The following is a 19,589-nucleotide window of genomic DNA, read 5'->3' on the forward strand; positions in this document are numbered from 1 at the left end:
TAGAGTAAAATCCTTTCCTGAAAATGAATGGGAAACAGAAACTTCAAAGTATACTATATAAAGAGGAAAGGAAGATGTCAATGCATAAGTTTTACTTATAAAAAATATTAGTCATATTAATTTTACTTATAAAGTTTCCTATGCTACACTATCCATAGAAATGCAAAAGAAATGCAAAAATACCATTTGTCCCCATCGGGCAGAAAGGAGTCAATATGAGCAGCGTAAAGCGTGTCTATGTTGAGAAAAAAGCAGATTTTGCCGTGCAGGCAAAGGAATTACAGCACGAAATTGAGAGCTACCTGGGAATTAAAGACGTTACAGGCGTCCGTGTGCTGATTCGTTATGATGTGGAGAATATTTCCGAAGAGGTGTTTGAAAAAGCATGTACCTGTGTCTTTTCCGAACCTCCGGTGGATGATTTATTTAAAGAAACTTTTGAATGCAAAGAGGGAGACCGGGTATTTTCTGTGGAATATCTGCCGGGACAGTTTGACCAGAGAGCAGATTCAGCCGTACAGTGCGTACAGTTCTTAAAAGAGGACGAGCAGCCGATTATCCGCTCCGCCACCACTTATGTTATCGAAGGAAACATTTCTGACGGAGAACTGGAAGCGATTAAAAACCACTGCATTAACCCGGTGGATTCCAGAGAAGCAGAGGCTGAAAAACCGGAAACTCTGGTGACAAACTTTGACGAACCTGCAGATGTGAAAATTTTCGAAGGATTTGCAGACATGGCCGAGGCGGATTTAAAGGAATTATACGATTCCCTGAATCTGGCTATGACGTTTAAAGATTTCCTGCATATTCAGAATTATTATAAAAACGAAGAAAAACGCGACCCGTCCATGACGGAAATCCGCGTACTGGATACTTACTGGTCTGACCATTGCCGTCACACCACATTTTCTACGGAATTGAAGCATGTGACCTTTGGCGAAGGAGACTATAAAGCCCCCATCGAAGAAACTTACAAAAAATATCTGGCAGACCGTCAGGTGATTTACAAGGACAGAGACGACAAGTTTGTCTGCCTCATGGACCTGGCTCTTATGGCTATGAAGAAATTAAAAGCCGAAGGCAAGCTGCAGGACCAGGAGGAATCCGATGAAATCAACGCCTGCTCTATCGTGGTACCGGTAGATGTAGACGGAAAAGAAGAAGAGTGGCTCATTAACTTCAAGAATGAAACACACAATCATCCTACAGAAATCGAACCATTCGGCGGTGCAGCTACCTGCCTTGGCGGCGCTATCCGTGACCCGCTTTCCGGACGTACTTATGTATATCAGGCCATGCGTGTAACCGGTGCGGCGGACCCTACGGTTTCCGTCAAAGAAACCATGAAGGGCAAACTTCCTCAGAAGAAGCTGGTGCGCGGCGCTGCTCACGGCTATTCTTCCTACGGAAACCAGATTGGTCTGGCTACCGGTTATGTAAAAGAAATTTACCATCCGGATTATGTGGCAAAACGTATGGAAATCGGCGCAGTTTTAGGTGCAGCCCCAAGAAGAGCTGTTATCCGTGAAAATTCTGACCCGGGCGATATCATTATCTTACTGGGCGGACGTACCGGACGTGACGGCTGCGGCGGTGCAACCGGTTCTTCCAAGGTACACACAGAGGAATCCATCGAAACCTGCGGTGCAGAAGTACAGAAGGGAAATGCTCCCACAGAGAGAAAAATTCAGAGACTGTTCAGAAGAGAAGAAGTCAGCTATCTGATTAAAAAATGTAACGATTTCGGTGCCGGCGGTGTGTCTGTTGCTATCGGCGAACTGGCAGCAGGACTGAAAATTGATTTGGATAAAGTGCCGAAGAAATACGCAGGTCTGGACGGAACAGAAATTGCCATTTCCGAATCACAGGAACGTATGGCCGTTGTCATTGACCCGAAAGATGTGGAAACTTTCTTAGGTTATGCAAAAGAAGAAAACCTGGAAGCCATTCCGGTGGCAGAAGTTACCGAAAGCCCAAGGCTGGTGATGAACTGGAGAGGAAAAACCATTGTTGACTTGTCCAGAGCATTCCTGGATACCAACGGCGCACATCAGGAAACCGATGTCTATGTGGAAATTCCGGGAAAAGAAGGAAATCTGTTCGCGCATACAGAAGAAGTCTCAGATGTGAAGACAAAATGGCTGAATACCCTTGCTGACTTAAACGAGTGTTCCCAGAAGGGCTTAGTGGAAATGTTTGACGGTTCCATCGGCGCAGGCAGTGTGTTTATGCCTTACGGCGGGAAATATCAGCTGACGGAGACACAGGCTATGGTAGCCAAAGTGCCGGTATTAAACGGAAAGACAGAAACGGTTACTATGATGAGCTACGGCTTTGACCCATACCTGTCCAGCTGGAGTCCATACCACGGCGCTGTTTATGCAGTGACAGAATCTGTGGCAAGAATCGTGGCAGCAGGCGGAGACTACAGCAAAATCCGTTTCACCTTCCAGGAATACTTCCGCAGAATGACAGAAGACGCACACCGCTGGAGCCAGCCGTTCGCAGCGCTTCTGGGTGCTTATGCAGCGCAGCTTGGCTTTGGACTTCCGTCTATCGGCGGCAAGGACTCTATGTCCGGTACCTTCAATGAAATTGATGTACCGCCTACACTGGTTTCCTTTGCTGTGGATGTGGCAAAACAGAAAGATGTGATTACACCGGAACTGAAAAAAGCAGGCAGCAAGCTGGTATGGCTGCGTATGCCGAAAGCAGAATACGATTTGCCGGATTTTGAAGCCTTAAAAGAGCAGTATGCAAAACTTCACGAGGACATCCAGGCAGGCCGCGTGCTTTCTGCTTATGCCTTAGACCGTCAGGGTATTGCAGCGGCTGTTTCCAAAATGGCATTTGGTAATCAGATGGGTGTAAAAATAGAACAGAATGTGGACGAAAGAGACTTGTTCGGCGCAGGCTTTGGCGATATTATCTGTGAAGTGGCAGAAGGCAAAGTGGGCGAGCTGGCTATGACCTATACGCTGATTGGTGAAGTGACAGACCGCGCATCCATGGAGTACAAGGATATGAGCATTTCCATGGCAGAGGCTCTGGAAACCTGGAAGGCGCCGCTGGAAAAAGTGTTTAAGACACGCTCCGGTTCAGAGACCGACGATGCAACGGTAAGCATGGACAAGGGTGTTTACGACACAAAGGATATCCACATCTGTGCCCATAAGATTGCGCAGCCTACGGTATTTATTCCGGTATTCCCGGGTACAAACTGCGAATATGACAGTACAAAAGCCTTTGAACGTGCAGGTGCAAAAGTCATTACCAAAGTATTTAAGAATCTGGACGCAGCAGATATCCGCGATTCTGTGGAGACCTTTGAAAAAGCCATTGACCAGGCCCAGATGATTATGTTCCCAGGCGGATTTTCCGCAGGTGACGAACCGGACGGTTCTGCTAAATTCTTTGCAACCGCATTCCAGAATGCAAAAATCAAAGAAGCGGTTATGCGGCTGTTAAATGAGAGAGACGGTCTGGCCCTTGGTATCTGTAATGGTTTCCAGGCGCTGATTAAGCTGGGACTGGTACCGTACGGGGAAATCGTGGGACAGACAGAACAGTCACCAACCCTGACCTTTAATACCATTGGACGTCATATTTCCAAGATGGTTTACACAAAGGTAGTGACAAACAAATCCCCATGGCTGCAGAAAGCAGAGCTTGGAAAGGTTTACACCAACCCGGCTTCTCACGGAGAGGGGCGCTTCGTTGCCAATGACGAGTGGCTGAAAAAACTCTTTGAAAACGGTCAGGTTGCCACACAGTACTGTGATGTAAACGGCAATATTACTATGGACGAAGAGTGGAATGTAAACGGTTCCTACTGTGCAATCGAAGGTATCACAAGCCCGGACGGCCGTGTACTTGGTAAGATGGCACATTCCGAAAGACGTGGTGACGGCGTTGCCATGAACATCTACGGAGAACAGGATATCAAGATCTTTGAGTCCGGTGTGGAATACTTTAAATAAAATTCAAAATGTTATCAAAAAAACTGCTGTGTCTGACACAGCAGTTTTTTTATGGGGTTGGGAATTGTTCTGTGAAAATTTTCAGAAAATCTTTCATTTTCTTCACGCCTTCTCCCTGAACCCGCAGGCGGTGGAAGGTGAGATAGATATGGCGGCCTTCTTTCAGCCAGTTTGGACGGATGGTGCGGACACGGTATTGAGACAGAGATTCTGTCTGAGCCACAATGGAGATTCCCAGTTCTTGTTCCACCAGGCGGGCAATGGCATCCTCACTGTAGGCGAAGTGGGTAATGGCAGGTGTCAGCCCTTCTCTCTGAAAGAGAGCGGAAATCTGGCGGTACATGGGATAATCCTTCCGGTAGGATACGAAGGGATAGGCACACAGGTCTTCTAAGCGGTCCAAAGAACACTGGGCAAAGGCTTTGGTATCCGGCAAAAGCACCACCAGAGGCTGATACAGAAGAGGAATCTGTACTAACTCCGGCTCCGGTTTTATTTTGGAACAGATACCTAAGTCAAACCGGCCGCTTTTTAGTCCCGCGGCAATATCATCACTGGGCATTTCATCTGAATAAATCACATATGCTTTTCCGGCTTGGGAGAGAAAGTTTTTAAACAGCCGGGGAATGTAGCCGTAGGCCATGGACGCAGTATAAGCTACCCGGATTTCGCCGTTAAAGCTGTCTGCACAGGCGTTCATCTGTTTTTTGGCCTGTTGGGCCTGTAAAAGAATACTGTCCGCATAAGGAAGAAATGCTTTTCCCTGTGAGGTCAGCTCAACGCCTCGTCCGTTTGGTTTGAAAAGGGGGACGCCAAATTCCGTTTCCAGTTTTTTTATGGCAATGCTGAGGCTGGGTTGGGAAATGTTTTCCTGCAGGGCGGCCTTTCCCATGTGCTGCAGCCGGGCTGCTGCCTGAAAATAGCGTAATTGTTCCAAGGTCATAAAGAGCGTTCCTCCTAAAATTCATAGTAAAAATAAATGAATCTATAGAAATCATATATTTTATCTTTAGAAAAGTCAATGATACAATACCAGTTGGGAAAAATTTAAAGAAATTTGGGAGAATATGAAAATGGAAGATATCAAAACAAGCGAAAACAAAAAACAGAAAAGTATGGATTTGACGGTGGGACATCCGTTAAAGCAGATTCTTCTCTTTGCCCTGCCCCTGGTATTCGGAACCATGTTCCAACAGCTTTACAGTTTTGCAGATACCGTGATTGTAGGACGGTGTCTGGGTATTGACGCTCTGGCAGCAGTGGGGGCTACCTATTCCCTGCATTTTCTCATTCTGGGGTTTGTACAGGGGGCTTGTGTGGGATTTGGCATTCCTCTGGCCCAGAGTTTTGGAGCAGGAGAGAAGAGGGAACTGCACCGTTTCTTGTGGAATGGATTCTGGGTGGGAAGTTTTTTCAGCGTTCTGTTGACTGTGGGAACCGTGATACTGGCAGCGCCTCTTATGGCTGCTATGAATACGCCGGAAAATATTTTTTCTATGGGAGTATCCTATATTCGTATTCTATTTTTGGGGATTCCGGCCAGTATTCTGTATAACTATTCTGCCAGTGTGCTGCGGGCGCTGGGGGATTCCAGACATCCCTTTTATTTCCTGCTGTTTTCCAGTATCTTAAATGTTGTACTGGATTATGTATTTATTACAGATTTTCATACAGGTGTGGAGGGAGCAGCAGCGGCTACCGTTATCAGCCAGCTTGTCAGCGGGCTTTTGAATACCTGGTGGATGTTTCGGCGCATGGAATTGATAGAAATCCGAAGAGAAGATATGAGTCTTTCCTTTCGGCATATAAGAAAGCTTTGCATAATCGGACTGCCTATGGGGGTGGAGTATTCCGTATCAGCAGTAGGGGCCATTCTTTTGCAGGACGCCATTAACATCCTGGGCAGTGGAGCTGTGGCAGCGCAGACGGCAGGAGAAAAAATCCGCCAGATGTTTACGCTGCCTATGGAAAGCATAGGAATGGCCATGGCAACTTATGCAGGGCAGAACTTCGGCGCCGGCCGTATGGACAGAATTAAAAGAGGAATTCGGGACGGTATAGTCATACAGGCGCTCTACTGCGCGGTAGTCTGGGTGATTTTACTTCTGATGAAAGGGATTCTGGTACAGCTTGTGCTGGGCAGCGGCAGTATACAGGTTGCCCGGAATGCAGAAAAATATCTGATGATTTGCAGCTGCCTGTTTCTTCTTCACGGGCTTTTGATGATATTCAGGAACGTGCTGCAGGGTATGGGATATGCAGGACATGCCGTCTTATCCGGTATCTGGGAACTGGCAGGAAGAGGCCTGGGAGGCTGGATAGCGGTAAGCGGAGCTGGATTTACTGCCGTCTGTTTTGCAAATCCCATGGCATGGGGATTTGCGTTGTGTTACTGCGCGGTCATGGTACTGTGGTTTTTAAAAAGAAAATAAGAGTTTGATTTGCGTCTGAAAGCAGGTGTTGCTGTTTTTGGACGCATTTTTATGGTTTGATAAGGTATGAAAAACAGGAAATTAAAAAAAACTTAAGAAAAATATCAGAATTTTTATAGAAAAAAAGTCGCTTTTTGCTGTTATAATGGGGGTCGTAAAAGAGACAGAAAGGAAAACATCATGAAAAAAAGAATATTTGACCTTACGGGAATTGTACTGATACTGGGAACCTGGGTATTGTGCTGGCTGTTTGTTATGCAGTATGGCGTTTTCGGCTCAAAGGTAGACTGGATTAGCCAGCACAGCGTCATTCCTGATTACTTCCGGCAGAGGTTTTACGCAACCGGAGATTTGTTTCCGGATATTGCGTGGAACCTGGGAGGCGGGCAGAATATTTACAATTTTTCCTATTACGGACTGTTCAGCCCGGTGATTCTGCTTTCCTATCTTCTGCCTTTTGTGGAAATGGACCATTATATTATGTTCACCAGCATACTTTCTTTTTCAGCCTCCTCCTTTCTTTTCTACCAATGGCTGAAAAGAAATCTTTCCGACCGGGTTCTGTCAAGGGCAGCAGCCGTTTTATTTACCCTGGCGACACCACTTTTGTATCACTCTTATAATCAGCTGATGTTTGTGAATTATATGCCTTTTTTATGTCTGGCGCTGCTGGGGGTGGACGCCTATTGCCAAAAGCGGAAAAAAGGATTGTTGATTGCAGGGGTGTGCGGCATGATTCTGACGAGTTTTTACTTCAGTATCGGAGGCATGGCTGCCATTATGCTCTATGTACTGACAAAATTTGAGCGCAGGGAGAACTGGAAGAAAACGGGAGTGAAAATGTTCCAAAGAGGAACGAGGACGGCTGGTGTTTTGTTTCTCTGCGTCTGTATCTGCGGAATCCTGCTGGTTCCTACCGCTTTGGTGCTGTCCTCCAGAGGGCAGTCAGGAGGAGGCGGGATTTCGAGTTTATCCTGGACGCTTATGTCTCCTCTGCGGCTGCTTTACAGCCCTTATGGAGTGGGGATGTCTGCTCTTGGCATTGTAGCGCTTTTGGGGAATATTTTTCCGGGAAGCAGGAGACAGGACCGCCTGCTTTCTCTGGGCCTGGTGATCCTGTTCACAGTGCCGGTCTTTGGCTGGATTTTAAATGGCGGGCTGTATGTAAAAGACAAGGTCTTTATTCCTTTTCTGCCCCTGGTGGTTCTGGAAATTGCCAGGTATATACAGGAATTGAAACGTACCGCATGGATAAAGAATAAGCGGCGCATGGCGTTCCATATTCTGCCTTATCTGGCCGCCGCAGCCTTTATCTGCATACAGCGTGATACTGCGGGATTCCGGCAATACTGGCTGCCGGCTCTGGCAGACTGTGCGCTTATGCTGCTCTTGTATCTGGTGTATCTGAAATTTAACCGCTATCCGCTTCCTGTGTTTGGAGCCTGCCTGATTCTGTTTTTTTCCGGATGGATGGTGAACAAAAACAGCGCCAATATGATTCCGGCAGAAACTTACGAAAAGACGGTGCAAACAGATGTCACCAAAGCTATGAAGGAAATTTTGGAGGAAGACACGGGCTGGTACCGCATGGAAGAACAGGCAGGAGGGGCAGAGGAACTGGCGGATATTGACCGTATCCGGGATATCCGGCAGAATGTAACCTCCATGTATTCTTCCGCTTACAATGAGGATTATATGGAATTTAGAAACAAAACCTTTGGGCTCAATCAGCATTTCCGAAACTCTATGATGCAGGCGGTCTCCGACAATCCTCTGTTTTTGCAGCTTATGGGAGTAAAATATGTCACCGGTCAAAAAGCGCCGGCCGGCTATCAGCTTCTCAAAGAGGGAAAAGACGGCAATCTGTATGTGAATGAATCGGTATCTCCTCTGGCCTATGTGACTTCGGACACCATGGGAGAAGAAGCGTACCGTACTTTGCATTTTCCGGAAAATCAGACAGCGCTTCTGCAGAAAGCCGTGGTGAAGAACGCAGACAGTACGGCTAAACAGGGGGAAACCTTAGAGTCCATGTCAGCCTGTGGGTTTTCCATACCGGAACAAAACACAAAGAAAGGAAAGATTGAGAAAACAGACTATGGCTGGGAAGTGGAGGCAAAGGAAGAACTGCAGCTGACGATACCCCTCGACAGCCTGGGAGAAAACCAGGATTTGCTGGCTCTTTCTTTCAGGCTTACAAACAAAAAGCCCAACCAGGATGTATACATACGTCTCCAGGGACAGACAAACCGTCTGACCGCAGAAAATCATGAATATGCAAATCATAACAGAGATTTTTCCTTTACGGTGCAGCCGGATATGGAGAAGCGGCAGGTTACGCTGATTCTGGGAAAAGGACATTATGAAATCAGCAATCTGAAGGCCTATGGGGGCAATTTGGAAAGCCTGCAGGCAAATTCCAAAAAGCTGTATCAAAATCCGCTGGAACAGGTTTCCATAGAAGATAACCAACTGACTGGGAAAGTGGAGACATCCAGGGCAGGATATCTGATTACCAGCCTTCCCTTTGACAAACATTTCCGGGTATATGTGGACGGGAAAGAAGTACAGACCGAAAAGGTAAATACTGCTTTTCTGGGTGCCCAGGTTCCCAAGGGAAACCATACCATTACCATTGCATACAGAGCGCCGGGAAAAACCGCAGGACTGCTTCTCACCGGCGGAGGAGGTTTTCTGCTGTTTCTGGATAAAGTAAAAATCAAGAGAAGAAGCAGGAAGAAGAAAAACGGTATGAGAAGAAATGTACAAAAAGCAGCATAAAAAGGAAAAAGCAGTCGTCTCCAAAGCGGAGATAGCTGCTTTTTAAGCGTGTTGTTTATCTGAGTTATCCGTATAATGTTCTGCCACATAGTCATGAAAGTTTTTTACGGCAGGGGTTAAATGATGGCTTTTTAAGGTGGCCATGTAGAAATTGCGTTCCCAGTATGGATGGGAAATCTGCAGGATTTTCACTTCCATACGGAGCAGTTCTGTCATGTAGGGAACAATGGCAACCCCAAAACCTTTTGATACAAGCCCGGCAATGACAATGTCTTCTTCGATTTCATAGGCAATCTGCGGCTTTACCTGCACTTTTTGAAACAAATCATCCACAATGCTTCGCAGACCGGAGGCGCGGGAAAAATAAACCTGGGAATAAGGCGCCAGTTCTTCCAGGCTTATGGCACAGCGCTTGGAAAGAGGGTGGTTCCTTGGCACAATCACGACAAGGTCCTGACGGGCAACCGGAATAAATTCAATGTCAGAAGCATTTTCACATTTGGTACAAAATACAATATCATAGGTTTCATCTTTCAGACCTTCTATAAGAGAAGGCGTAACCCCTGTGTTAAATTTGAAACAAACATTCTTTCCCTGCTGGTGTTCTAAAAATTTCCTGGTTATTTCAGGCACAAATTCCACACCCAGGGTTCTTAGAAAGCCCAATTCGATTTTTCCTTCCCCCATTGCGAGATGATGCATGTTCAGAATACCTTCATCCAGAGCCAACAGCGATTTTTCCACATATTTTAAAAACTCAGTTCCTTCGGGAGTAAGAACGGAGCGGCGTCCCTGCTTTTCAAATAAAGTGACGCCCAGTTCCTTTTCCAGAAGGGAAATGGCGTGACTGAGGCTTGGCTGGGCAATACAAAGCTGTTCTGCGGTTTTCCGGAAATGTCCGGTCTGAGCCAAGAGCGCAAAATAGCGAAGCTGATATAAATTCATAGATGTATTCCTCCATAAGACGTATAAATAAGACCAGTGGCTTTCTCTGGCTCAGAGTATATCACAATTGATAGAAAAAGACTATTGATTTGATTAAAATAATGCATTTGATAATTTTTTCACATTCCTGTAGAATAACAGCATACAAAATATAAAAAACACGAGGAAAAGAAATGAAGATTACAGGTACAACAAAATTATATGGTTTATTCGGAACGCCTGTGGAACATTCCATGTCCCCGGCTATGTATAATTACTGTTTTGAAAAATGGAATCTTGACTGCCGATATCTGGCATTTGATGTGCCAAGGGAGAGAACAGAGGATGCAGTAAAGGCTTTTCGTACCCTTGGAATGAAGGGAGCGAATGTCACCATGCCATGCAAGCAGGCTGTGATTCCTTATCTGGACTGGGTTTCTCCGGCAGTGACGCTGTCCGGCGCCTGCAATACCATTGTAAATGACAATGGAACCCTGAAAGGCTATATCACAGATGGAGAGGGCTATGTGATGAATCTGCAGACCCATGGCATGGACATACAGGGAAAAAAGATTACACTTCTTGGGGCGGGCGGCGCAGCAACGGCCATACAGGTTCAGGCCTTGTTAGATGGCGCGTCAGCTATCTGGGTGTTTAATAAAAAGGATGCGTTCTGGGACTTTGCCCAGAAGAAAATCCGGGAACTGCAGGAGGCCTTTCCCAATCAGGAAATCCGGCTTTATGACCTGGAGGATTCCCGGCTTCTGAAAGCCAAAATACAGGATAGCGACGTGCTGACAAATGCCACAAGAGTAGGAATGGCGCCATTGGAAAACAGCAGTCTCATACAGGATATGTCCCTGTTTCGGGAAAGCCTTCTGGTGACAGACTGCGTATATAATCCGAGAAAGACCAGACTGCTGAAAGATGCAGAGAAAAACGGCAGCCGGACGGCAGATGGACTGGGCATGCTGCTCTACCAGGGAGCGGCAGCAGTGAAACTATACACCGGGCAGGATATGCCGGTTGATGAAATAAGAGAAGAATTTTTTAAATCCAGATAATGAGGAGGACGATATGAACAAAAGAAAATACTACCCCGCAGCAGTTGCGCTTTACATCACTTATTTTATACTGGGAATTTCCGCAACCATTGTAGGGCAATATAAACAGGAATTTGCCGCTGCGTGGGGCGCAGAAAGACTGGTGGACGGCACCTTTGAAATCAGCCGCGTCATGGCGGTGATTGCGGCAATCGGCTTGGGAAGGCTGGTAGCTTTTCCAGTTGCAGGGCCTTTTTCTGACAGCTTTGGAAGAAAGAAAAGCGCACTGGTGGGAATGGCGTTTTTCATTATGTTTTTTGTAGGACTTCCTTTTACAACGAACACGGCAGCCGCATATATTCTGCTTATGTGCAGCGGAATCGGAAATTCTTTTCTGGATACCAGCGTTACGCCGTCCTGCATGGAAATTTTCAGTGAAAACGGTGCAGTCGCCAATCTTTTCACAAAGTTTTCCACATCCGTTGGTCAGTTTGTGCTTCCGATTGTCATTATTTTCTTCAGCAACGCAGGCATTACATACCATACCTTATTTTTTACAGTAGCTGTTTTAGTAATCGCAGATACCATTGCCATTTTGCTTTTGCCCCTTCCCGACACCAAGGGAAAAGCGGCCAAAGCTGCCAAAAAGAAAATTAAAATTTCTCCGGCGCTGCTTCTGCTCATTGGCATTGGTTTTACTTCCTCTGCAACCTTTATGATTTTCATGAATTGCAACCAGGAGCTGGGGAAACTATATGGCCTGGCCAAGCCTCAGATGATACAATCTTTTTACTCAATAGGAATTATAACCGCTATCCTTACGACTTCGGTACTGGTAAAGAAAGGCATAAAGCCTATCCGAATCCTGGTGGCTTATCCGACCACCGCATTTCTGGTTTTGTGTATGATGTACTTTATCAGAATTCCACAGATTTGTCTGGTTGGAGGTTTTCTCATGGGATTTTTCGCTGCGGGCGGTGTGCTTCAGCTTACAACCTCCACGGCAAACGAGCTGTATCCTGAACACAAGGGAACCATTACGGCCATGGTGATGTTTGCGTCTTCCGTGTCCAATTATGTGGTGATCAATGTGGCAGGCTTTCTGACAAAAACAGGAGGCGCAGAGGGACCAAGATATATTCTGCTGTTTAATATGGCAGTGACCTTCCTGGGAATCCTGCTGGCGGTTATCTTGAATGTAAAATACGGAAATGAAATAGAAAAGTAACAGGAGAGAGCAGATGGAAAGAGAATTAACGGGATTGAGAGAAATCATTGGTGACTGTGACAAAGAAATTGTACAGGCTCTGAAAACCCGAATGGAGTGCATTGAGGGAATTATTCAATACAAAAGAAACCATGGACTTCCGGTACTGCAGCCGGAACAGGAGAAAAAGCAGCTGGATCGGATTTGCAAAGAGGTGGAAGGCACACCTTTTGGCGAAGAAATCATCCATATTTTTGAAAGAATTATGGAAAACAGCCGGAAGATACAGGCCAAGGCGCTGTTTGACAGAAATATCCTGCTGATAGGATTTATGGGAGCAGGAAAATCTACCGTATCCGCCTGTCTGGGCAAAATGCTGGCTATGGAAACCATAGAGATGGACCGCTTTATTGAAGAGAAAGAAGGCATGAAAATCAGTCAGATTTTTGACGTTCATGGGGAAGAATATTTCAGAAACTGTGAAAGCAATACCCTGATTGAGCTGCGAAGCAAGAATCATGCCGTGATTTCCTGTGGGGGAGGGGTTCCTCTTCGCCCTCATAATGTGGAACTGATGAAAAAGAACGGCTATGTTATCTGGCTGACTGCAAAGCCGGAGGCTATTTTAGAAAGGGTGAAGGACAGTACGGAACGACCGCTTTTAAATGGGCATATGAATGTTTCGTATATCAGCAGTCTGATGGAAAGCAGAAGAGAAAAATACAGCGCGGCGGCTGATTTGATTATTGATACCACTGGAAAAGAAATTGTTGAAATCTGTGAAGAACTGCTGCAGAAACTCTCTGCAATGCAGAAAAATAAAAAGGAGGACGAATAATATGTCAGCAAAACATCCAATTACGGTAAGTTCATGGACGCTGGGAGACAAATGTACATTTGAAGAAAGGGTAAAAGCAGCGAAAGAAGCAGGATTCGAAGGAATCGGGCTGCGTGCGGAAACCTATGTGGACGCTTTAAATGAAGGTCTGTTTGACCAGGATATTTTAGACATTCTGAACAAGTATGATATGCAGGTGACCGAAGTAGAGTACATCGTGCAGTGGGCAGAGGACAACAGAAGTTATGAACAGAAATACAAAGAGCAGATGTGCTTTCATATGTGCCAACTCTTTGGTGTTGCCCATATTAACTGCGGTCTGATGGAAAGATATTCTGTGGAACACACAGCACAAAAGCTGAAAGAACTGTGCGGCAGAGCCGGAAACATCATAATCGGAGTAGAACCAATGCCATACAGCGGAATTCCGGATGTGAAAAGAGCCTGGGAAATTGTAAAGGCCAGCGGATGTGAAAATGCAAAAATCATTCTGGACTCCTGGCACTGGATTCGGGCAAATCAGCCGGTGGATATGGCTGTTCTGGAAGGGATTCCGGCAGACAAGATTGTCTCTGTCCAGATTAACGATGTGTATGAAAGAGCATATGCAGAAGTTGTTTTAAGAGATGAATCCATGCACGACAGACTGGCTCCCGGAACCGGACATGGAAATACAGCCGCTTTTTGTAAAATGCTGAAAGAAAAAGGGGTGGAGCCTCTGGCTTTCGGTGTAGAGGTTATCAGCGACAGAATCCTTGCGGCAGGTGTGGCTGAGGCAGCGAAATTTAATTTTGACAATACGAAAAAAGTACTGGAAAATTCTTGGCCGGAAATTCTGGAAAAATAAGAAGACTGGAGGAGAATAAGAGATGAAATTTGAAGCAATGTTTCAGCCAATCAAAATCGGAAACGTAACAATTCCCAACCGTTTTGTTATGTGTCCCATGGGAAATAACTTTGCAAATACAGATGGAAAAATGAGCGAACGTTCCATCGCATATTATGAAGCAAGAGCGAAAGGCGGCTTCGGACTGATTACCTTTGAAGCTACGGTGGTTTACGAACAGGCAAAAGGCGGCCCCAGAAAGCCTTGTCTGTTCTCAGACGATACGGTGGGCAGCTTTAAGGCGGCCATTGCCGCCTGTCATCAGGCAGGAGCAAAGGTATCCATTCAGCTGCAGCACGCAGGACCGGAGGGAAATTCAAAAGTAACCGGATATCCGTTGAAATCAGCAAGTGCGATTCCGGCTTCCGTAAAGACAGAGATACCGGAAGAGATTTCCACAGAAGAGCTTTACCGGTTGATTGAGGCTTACGGCGACGCGGCCCTGAGAGCAAAGAAAGCAGGAGCAGATGCCGTGGAAGTGCATTGCGCCCATGGGTATCTTGTAAGTTCTTTTATTTCCGAAAGAACGAATAAACGGCAGGATGAATTTGGCGGATGTTTTGAAAACCGTATGCGTCTGGCCAGGTTAATTATTGAAAATATCCGAAAAAAAGCGGGAAAAACGCTGGCAGTTATCTGCAGAATCAATGCCTCTGATGATGTTTTGGGAGGACAGACTCCTCAGGACGCGGCAGCCGTGGCTTCTTATCTGGAGAAAGAATGTGGTGTGGACGCCCTGCATGTATCCAGAGCCGTACATCTTCACGATGAATATATGTGGGCGCCAAGCGCTCTTCACGAAGGCTTCAGCGCAAACTGCGTGACGGAAATCAAACAGGCAGTCCATATTCCGGTGATTACGGTAGGACGTTATACAGAGCCTCAGTATGCAGAACTGATGGTGGAGGAAGGAAGAGCGGATTTGGTTGCTTTTGGACGCCAGAGCATTGCAGACCCTAATCTTCCCCAAAAGGCAAAAGACGGAAAACTGGATTTGCTTCTGCCTTGTATCGGATGCCTGCAGGGCTGTGTGCCTCATATGTTTAAAGGAGAGGCTATTACCTGTCTGGTGAACCCTCTTGTGGGAAGAGAAATGGAACTGTTTCCCGCAGAGCAGAAAAAAGACGTGGCGGTTATCGGCGGAGGTCCGGGAGGACTGTATGCTGCCTATATCTGTGCACTTCGGGGACATAATGTTACCTTATACGAAGAAAAAGAGAAGCTGGGCGGAAATATGCGTCTGGCGGCTTATCCTCCGGGAAAAGGATGTATCAATGGCATGATTTGCGGGTACATCAATAACTGTAAAGCCCAGGGTGTAAAAATCGAAACCAATACACCGGCAACACCGGAACTGATTCGCGAGAAAAATCCGGATGCAGTGATTGTGGCAACCGGCTCCAATCCTCTGGTGCTTCCGATTCCGGGAATCGAAAAGGCAGTCCATGCAGCGGATGTGCTGGAAGGGAAAGTAAAACCTGGAAAACGTGTGCTGGTAGTCGGCGGCGGCATGGTCGGCTGCGAAGTGGCAGATTTTCTCGGGGAACTGGGACATCAGGTATCCATTATCGAGCTGCGGAGTGAACTGGGAGCAGATGTGATTCCTGAGCATAAAAAATTCCTTATGAAAGAACTGAAAGAATACCAGGTAGAGGGAATTACAGGGGCAAAAGTGACAGGCTTTTATGAAGACGGTGTTTCCTATGTTCTGGAAGACGGAACGGAAGGCCGTGTCGAGAACATGGATAGTGTGGTGCTTGCCATGGGATACCGCAATCATGAAGTACTGAGTGAAGCGATAAAAGATATTGTCAAAGAAGTCGTTGTGATAGGCGACGCAGTCCGTGCGCGCAGGGCTCTGGATGCCACCGATGAAGCCCTCAAAGCGGCGATGTCAATTTAGAAAGGAGCATACATATGGAAATCAATGGAAAAACAGAACTTTTTTGTCTTATCGGCTCTCCGGTAGGACACTCCGGTTCTCCGGCTATGTACAATTACAGCTTTCAGAAGACAAATCTGAACTGTGCGTATCTGGCTTTTGATGTAAAGCTGGAAGAAACCGAGGCTGCTGTCAATGGTTTGAAAACCCTTGGCTGCAGCGGCTTCAATGTGACTATGCCCTGCAAGACCAGAGCAGCGGAACTTGCAGATGAACTTTCTGATGCGGCGGCGCTTATCGGCGCCTGCAACACCATGGTGATAAAGGACGGAAAGCTTTACGGACATAACACAGATGGCATAGGATTTGTGAAAAATCTGAAAGAACATGGTGTGGATGTAAAAGATAAGGTGATGACGGTGATGGGAGCAGGCGGCGCCGCTACAGCTATTCAGGTGCAGTCTGCTTTGGAAGGTGCCAGAGAAATTCACATTTTTAACCGCAGGGACGAATTTTATGCAAATGCAGAAAATACAGCAAAGAAAATTGAAGAGCGCGTTCCCGGTGTAAAAGTAAACGTATATCCTTTGGAGGATGAACAGAAATTATATGAAAAAATTGGGGAAAGCCATATTCTTGTGAACGCAACCAAGGTGGGTATGAAACCGATGGAAGAGGAATCTCTGATTAAAGATACCAGGGTATTCAGAGAAAATCTTGTGGTTGCAGACGCTGTTTATAACCCAAGAGAGACAAAAATGCTGCAGGAAGCGCAGGCAGCAGGGTGCAAAATCGCACTGGGCGGTATCGGTATGCTTCTTCGTCAGGGGGAAGCAGCTTTCCGGATTTTTACCGGAGAGAATATGCCCACGGAGGAAGTTTATGAAAAATTCTTTCGCGAATGAAACGAATTTTTTAAATCCTATGGAACAGGACATAGAGCGAATCCGAAAACAGTTGGGAAAAGGAATGGAAATCGGGGAAATTGCAGATAAATTGCACTTGGACAGGGAGTACGCCTGGTTTCTGTTCTGGTTTGGAATTGTATGAGAAAAACGGATTTGACTTTCCGTTCCTTCTGTGATTTTTTTAGCAAAAGTAAAAGATGGTTTTGTAACCGTCATCCGGTATCGAAAGATACCCGTAGTAAATGAGAAAGCAAGACTTTTATTGTGGCAGAGGTCATGATAAGAGTCTTTTTCTTTTTTCTGATACCTCTTTCACAGGTACTTGCTTTCTTACTTTTGCGGATTTCGTTTTCGACGGTTTTGTGGCGGATTATCTGGTGCAGAATAAAATTTCAGATGCCAGAGAAGAGATAGAAGATGGGATTTACCATGTGAGAACAATCTTAGAAAATTTGTACAGGAAACTGGAGGTGTAAAAAGACGATGAGAGAAGTTTTAAAAGTGAAGAAACTGTGCTATACTTTTGACGTAAAAAGTAAGAAAGAGTTGGAGGGATATCATGCAGATAGAGAATCACCCCAAAGAACTTGCGGCCATGGAAGAATTTCACAAAGGAAACCGCAGGGAGGGGCTGAAATTACAGGAAGAATTTGTCGCAGAATTCCGGGAAGCTTACAAAGATAAAGACCACTGTCCCTGCCAGAAGGCCTGTGGCTATCATGGAAACTGCAGGGAATGTGTAACCATACACCGGGCTCATCAGGAGCATGTGCCGAATTGTATGCGTCCCATGCTGAACCGGAAGCTGAAACTTTTATCTGAATTAACAGAACATACACTGGCAGCGGAAATTGAAGCGCCCAAAGAGATTTTAAGAAAACAGGAGAGCAGTACATGAAGTATTATTTTGCCCCTATGGAGGGAATTACAGGATACGTGTACCGAAGCGTGCACCACAAATTTTTTTCGGGAATCGATAAATACTTTACCCCGTTTCTCTCCCCAGGCCCGAAAAAAGTACTGACAGACCGGGAAATCCGGGATATTCTGCCCCAAAACAATCCTCAGATGTATGTGGTACCGCAGATTCTCACCAACCGGGCGGAGGATTTTATTCGTGTGGAAAAAGAGCTGGAAAGCTATGGATACCGGGAAGTCAATTTCAATCTCGGCTGCCCCTCCGGCACGGTGACAGCGAAGAAAAAAGGAGCAGGTTTTCTGGAATATACGGAAGATTTAAAACGGTTTCTGGACGAGGTTTTTCAGAAGCCCTGTCTGGAAATTTCCATAAAAACCAGAATCGGAAAAGAGGACCCGGAAGAGTTTGTCCGGCTTCTGCGTATTTATAACCAGTACCCTTTGAAGGAACTGATTATCCATCCAAGGGTACAGACGGATTATTACCGGAATATGCCCAATCGGGAAGTTTTCGCAGAAGCGATAAAAAACAGCGCAAATCCTGTTTGTTATAACGGAGATTTGTTTGATTTGGAAAAATGTCAGGCGTTTGAAACCGAGTTTCCCCAGGCGGATATCTGTATGCTGGGCAGAGGCCTTCTGGTGAATCCGGCATTGGTGCGGGAACTGCAGGGTGGAAAAATGCTGGAAAAACAGGAATTGCGGGAGTTTCACGACGCATTGTGCCGGGAATATGAAACGGTAATGAGCGGGGACAGAAATGTCCTGTTTAAAATGAAGGAACTGTGGTTTTATATGGGACATCTTTTTGAAGAGAATAAGAAGCAGATGAAGAAAATCAAGAAATCACAGAAGCTTTCTGATTATATGGAGGCCGTGGACAGCCTTTTTGAAGAGGGCGAATTTCACGCTTGGGGAACATTTGAGTAAAACCGGAGAGTGACAGGAGAAGACAGGAGGCAGAGCCATGATTTATATCAGCCATCTTTTACCAGATGAAGAAATGCAGGAAGTAATCGCTCAAACCGGGGCAGGAGTGGAAAGCATTGAATTTTCCATTTCCGAAAATCTGGATTCCTTATCCGCACACATTGCTTCCTATAAAAAGCGGCTGGCTTTTATGGGTGCAGACAGGCTGACCTTGCACGGTCCTTTTCTGGACTTAAACCCCATGACTTATGACAGTGGGATTGCCAGAGTCACGAAACTGCGTTTTGCCCAGGCGTATGAGGCAGCAAGAGAACTGGGAGCAGAGAAAATCGTGTACCATTCCGGTCTGTATCCGGACGCTTACTTGCTCATTGGCTGGGCAGAGCGAATGGCAGATTTTTTCGGGGAGTTTCTGGAAGACAGAAGAGACATAGACGTGGTTGTGGAAAATGTCTTTGACAGAACCTGGAAACCTTTAAAGGATATGGTGCAGAGGGTGGGAAAGGAGAACTTTCACTTATGTCTGGATGTGGGACATGCCAACCGCTATTCCGAAATTTCGGTACGGGAGTGGTGCCACAATCTAAAAGAGAACATGACACATGTGCACGTGCATGATAATTGCGGAGACAGGGATGCTCATCTGGCTGTGGGAGAAGGCAAGATTCCCTGGGACAGTATTTGGGACGCTCTTAGGGAAAGAAAAGAGATGACCTACACCATTGAGTGCAGTACAAAGGAGGCTGTTTTAAAGTCCTATGCACGGATTAAAAAAGGCATTTTCCAAAATCTGAAAAATCTATAAATATGCAGTTAGAAACAGGCGAAGGGCTTGCCCCTTTGCCTGTTTTTATGTT

At 46.0% G+C, this 19,589-nt stretch carries 16 protein-coding genes; 14 read left to right on the plus strand and 2 right to left on the minus strand.

All coding sequences use genetic code 11. The features are described from left to right. Positions 1-215 precede the first annotated feature (215 nt). Entirely contained in the window at positions 216-3,983 is a 3,768-nt protein-coding gene (locus G5A70_RS00765) for a phosphoribosylformylglycinamidine synthase (protein ID WP_173747219.1), read from the plus strand. Positions 3,984-4,032: 49 nt separating this feature from the next. Here G5A70_RS00765 and G5A70_RS00770 read toward each other — a convergent pair whose 3' ends face one another. Further along, a complete protein-coding gene (locus G5A70_RS00770; protein ID WP_173747220.1) occupies positions 4,033-4,926 on the minus strand; it encodes a LysR family transcriptional regulator in 894 nt (297 codons plus the stop codon). Between the two features lie 130 nt (positions 4,927-5,056). On the opposite strand from G5A70_RS00770, the gene G5A70_RS00775 reads away from it, so the two are divergent. Continuing rightward, positions 5,057-6,415 carry an MATE family efflux transporter gene (locus G5A70_RS00775; protein WP_173747221.1) on the plus strand — a complete coding sequence of 453 codons (1,359 nt, stop codon included), beginning with the start codon at positions 5,057-5,059 and terminating at the stop codon, positions 6,413-6,415. A 180-nt stretch (positions 6,416-6,595) separates the two neighbouring features. Continuing rightward, a complete protein-coding gene (locus G5A70_RS00780) occupies positions 6,596-9,196 on the plus strand; it encodes a YfhO family protein (RefSeq protein WP_173747222.1) in 2,601 nt (866 codons plus the stop codon). A gap of 42 nt (positions 9,197-9,238) precedes the next feature. Here G5A70_RS00780 and G5A70_RS00785 read toward each other — a convergent pair whose 3' ends face one another. Next, on the minus strand, positions 9,239-10,141 hold the full coding sequence (locus G5A70_RS00785; protein WP_173747223.1) for a LysR family transcriptional regulator: 903 nt from the start codon (positions 10,139-10,141) through the stop codon (positions 9,239-9,241). Between the two features lie 173 nt (positions 10,142-10,314). Here G5A70_RS00785 and aroE (G5A70_RS00790) point away from each other — a divergent pair, with 173 nt between their 5' ends. The 11 genes from aroE (G5A70_RS00790) (at position 10,315) to G5A70_RS00840 (ending at position 19,537) form a co-directional block, all read left to right on the plus strand. Continuing rightward, a complete protein-coding gene (gene aroE, locus G5A70_RS00790) occupies positions 10,315-11,184 on the plus strand; it encodes a shikimate dehydrogenase (RefSeq protein ID WP_173747224.1) in 870 nt (289 codons plus the stop codon). A 13-nt stretch (positions 11,185-11,197) separates the two neighbouring features. Next, positions 11,198-12,391, plus strand: a complete 1,194-nt coding sequence (locus G5A70_RS00795; protein ID WP_173747225.1) for an MFS transporter — start codon at positions 11,198-11,200, stop codon at positions 12,389-12,391. Between the two features lie 13 nt (positions 12,392-12,404). Further along, positions 12,405-13,208 carry a shikimate kinase gene (locus G5A70_RS00800; protein ID WP_173747226.1) on the plus strand — a complete coding sequence of 268 codons (804 nt, stop codon included), beginning with the start codon at positions 12,405-12,407 and terminating at the stop codon, positions 13,206-13,208. 1 nt (position 13,209) lies between these two features. Further along, entirely contained in the window at positions 13,210-14,055 is an 846-nt protein-coding gene (locus tag G5A70_RS00805) for a sugar phosphate isomerase/epimerase family protein (RefSeq protein WP_173747227.1), read from the plus strand. 22 nt (positions 14,056-14,077) lie between these two features. Further along, the gene (locus tag G5A70_RS00810) at positions 14,078-15,997 is read left to right on the plus strand and encodes an FAD-dependent oxidoreductase (protein WP_173747228.1); all 1,920 of its coding nucleotides are present in this window, start codon (positions 14,078-14,080) and stop codon (positions 15,995-15,997) included. 8 nt (positions 15,998-16,005) lie between these two features. Then, the gene (gene aroE / locus G5A70_RS00815) at positions 16,006-16,881 is read left to right on the plus strand and encodes a shikimate dehydrogenase (RefSeq protein ID WP_334297943.1); all 876 of its coding nucleotides are present in this window, start codon (positions 16,006-16,008) and stop codon (positions 16,879-16,881) included. After that, positions 16,859-17,026: a hypothetical protein gene (locus tag G5A70_RS00820; RefSeq protein ID WP_173747230.1), complete on the plus strand. Its 168-nt coding sequence runs from the start codon at positions 16,859-16,861 to the stop codon at positions 17,024-17,026. The genes aroE (G5A70_RS00815) and G5A70_RS00820 overlap by 23 nt, the downstream gene beginning before the upstream one ends. A gap of 100 nt (positions 17,027-17,126) precedes the next feature. Further along, the gene (locus G5A70_RS00825; RefSeq protein ID WP_173747231.1) at positions 17,127-17,360 is read left to right on the plus strand and encodes a hypothetical protein; all 234 of its coding nucleotides are present in this window, start codon (positions 17,127-17,129) and stop codon (positions 17,358-17,360) included. 83 nt (positions 17,361-17,443) lie between these two features. After that, a complete protein-coding gene (locus tag G5A70_RS00830; protein ID WP_173747232.1) occupies positions 17,444-17,782 on the plus strand; it encodes an LPS biosynthesis protein in 339 nt (112 codons plus the stop codon). Next, entirely contained in the window at positions 17,779-18,732 is a 954-nt protein-coding gene (locus tag G5A70_RS00835) for a tRNA dihydrouridine synthase (protein WP_173747233.1), read from the plus strand. Before G5A70_RS00830 ends, G5A70_RS00835 begins: the two co-directional genes overlap by 4 nt. Before the next feature lie 37 nt (positions 18,733-18,769). Further along, positions 18,770-19,537 carry a sugar phosphate isomerase/epimerase family protein gene (locus G5A70_RS00840; RefSeq protein ID WP_173747234.1) on the plus strand — a complete coding sequence of 256 codons (768 nt, stop codon included), beginning with the start codon at positions 18,770-18,772 and terminating at the stop codon, positions 19,535-19,537. Positions 19,538-19,589 lie beyond the last annotated feature (52 nt).

It is taken from the genome of Blautia hansenii (assembly GCF_013304445.1).
GTDB lineage: Bacteria > Bacillota > Clostridia > Lachnospirales > Lachnospiraceae > Blautia.

Excerpts from the sequence above, each read along its gene's own strand:
- G5A70_RS00825 (WP_173747231.1), top strand. The coding sequence starts at position 17,127 with ATGAGAAAGCAAGACTTTTATTGTGGCAGAGGTCATGATAAGAGTCTT.
- G5A70_RS00810 (WP_173747228.1), top strand. The coding sequence starts at position 14,078 with ATGAAATTTGAAGCAATGTTTCAGCCAATCAAAATCGGAAACGTAACA.
- G5A70_RS00840 (WP_173747234.1), top strand. The coding sequence starts at position 18,770 with ATGATTTATATCAGCCATCTTTTACCAGATGAAGAAATGCAGGAAGTA.
- G5A70_RS00780 (WP_173747222.1), top strand. The coding sequence starts at position 6,596 with ATGAAAAAAAGAATATTTGACCTTACGGGAATTGTACTGATACTGGGA.
- aroE (WP_173747224.1), top strand. The coding sequence starts at position 10,315 with ATGAAGATTACAGGTACAACAAAATTATATGGTTTATTCGGAACGCCT.
- G5A70_RS00785 (WP_173747223.1), bottom strand. The coding sequence starts at position 10,141 with ATGAATTTATATCAGCTTCGCTATTTTGCGCTCTTGGCTCAGACCGGA.
- G5A70_RS00805 (WP_173747227.1), top strand. The coding sequence starts at position 13,210 with ATGTCAGCAAAACATCCAATTACGGTAAGTTCATGGACGCTGGGAGAC.
- G5A70_RS00835 (WP_173747233.1), top strand. The coding sequence starts at position 17,779 with ATGAAGTATTATTTTGCCCCTATGGAGGGAATTACAGGATACGTGTAC.
- G5A70_RS00795 (WP_173747225.1), top strand. The coding sequence starts at position 11,198 with ATGAACAAAAGAAAATACTACCCCGCAGCAGTTGCGCTTTACATCACT.
- G5A70_RS00770 (WP_173747220.1), bottom strand. The coding sequence starts at position 4,926 with ATGACCTTGGAACAATTACGCTATTTTCAGGCAGCAGCCCGGCTGCAG.
- G5A70_RS00800 (WP_173747226.1), top strand. The coding sequence starts at position 12,405 with ATGGAAAGAGAATTAACGGGATTGAGAGAAATCATTGGTGACTGTGAC.
- G5A70_RS00830 (WP_173747232.1), top strand. The coding sequence starts at position 17,444 with ATGCAGATAGAGAATCACCCCAAAGAACTTGCGGCCATGGAAGAATTT.
- G5A70_RS00775 (WP_173747221.1), top strand. The coding sequence starts at position 5,057 with ATGGAAGATATCAAAACAAGCGAAAACAAAAAACAGAAAAGTATGGAT.
- G5A70_RS00765 (WP_173747219.1), top strand. The coding sequence starts at position 216 with ATGAGCAGCGTAAAGCGTGTCTATGTTGAGAAAAAAGCAGATTTTGCC.
- G5A70_RS00820 (WP_173747230.1), top strand. The coding sequence starts at position 16,859 with ATGAAAAATTCTTTCGCGAATGAAACGAATTTTTTAAATCCTATGGAA.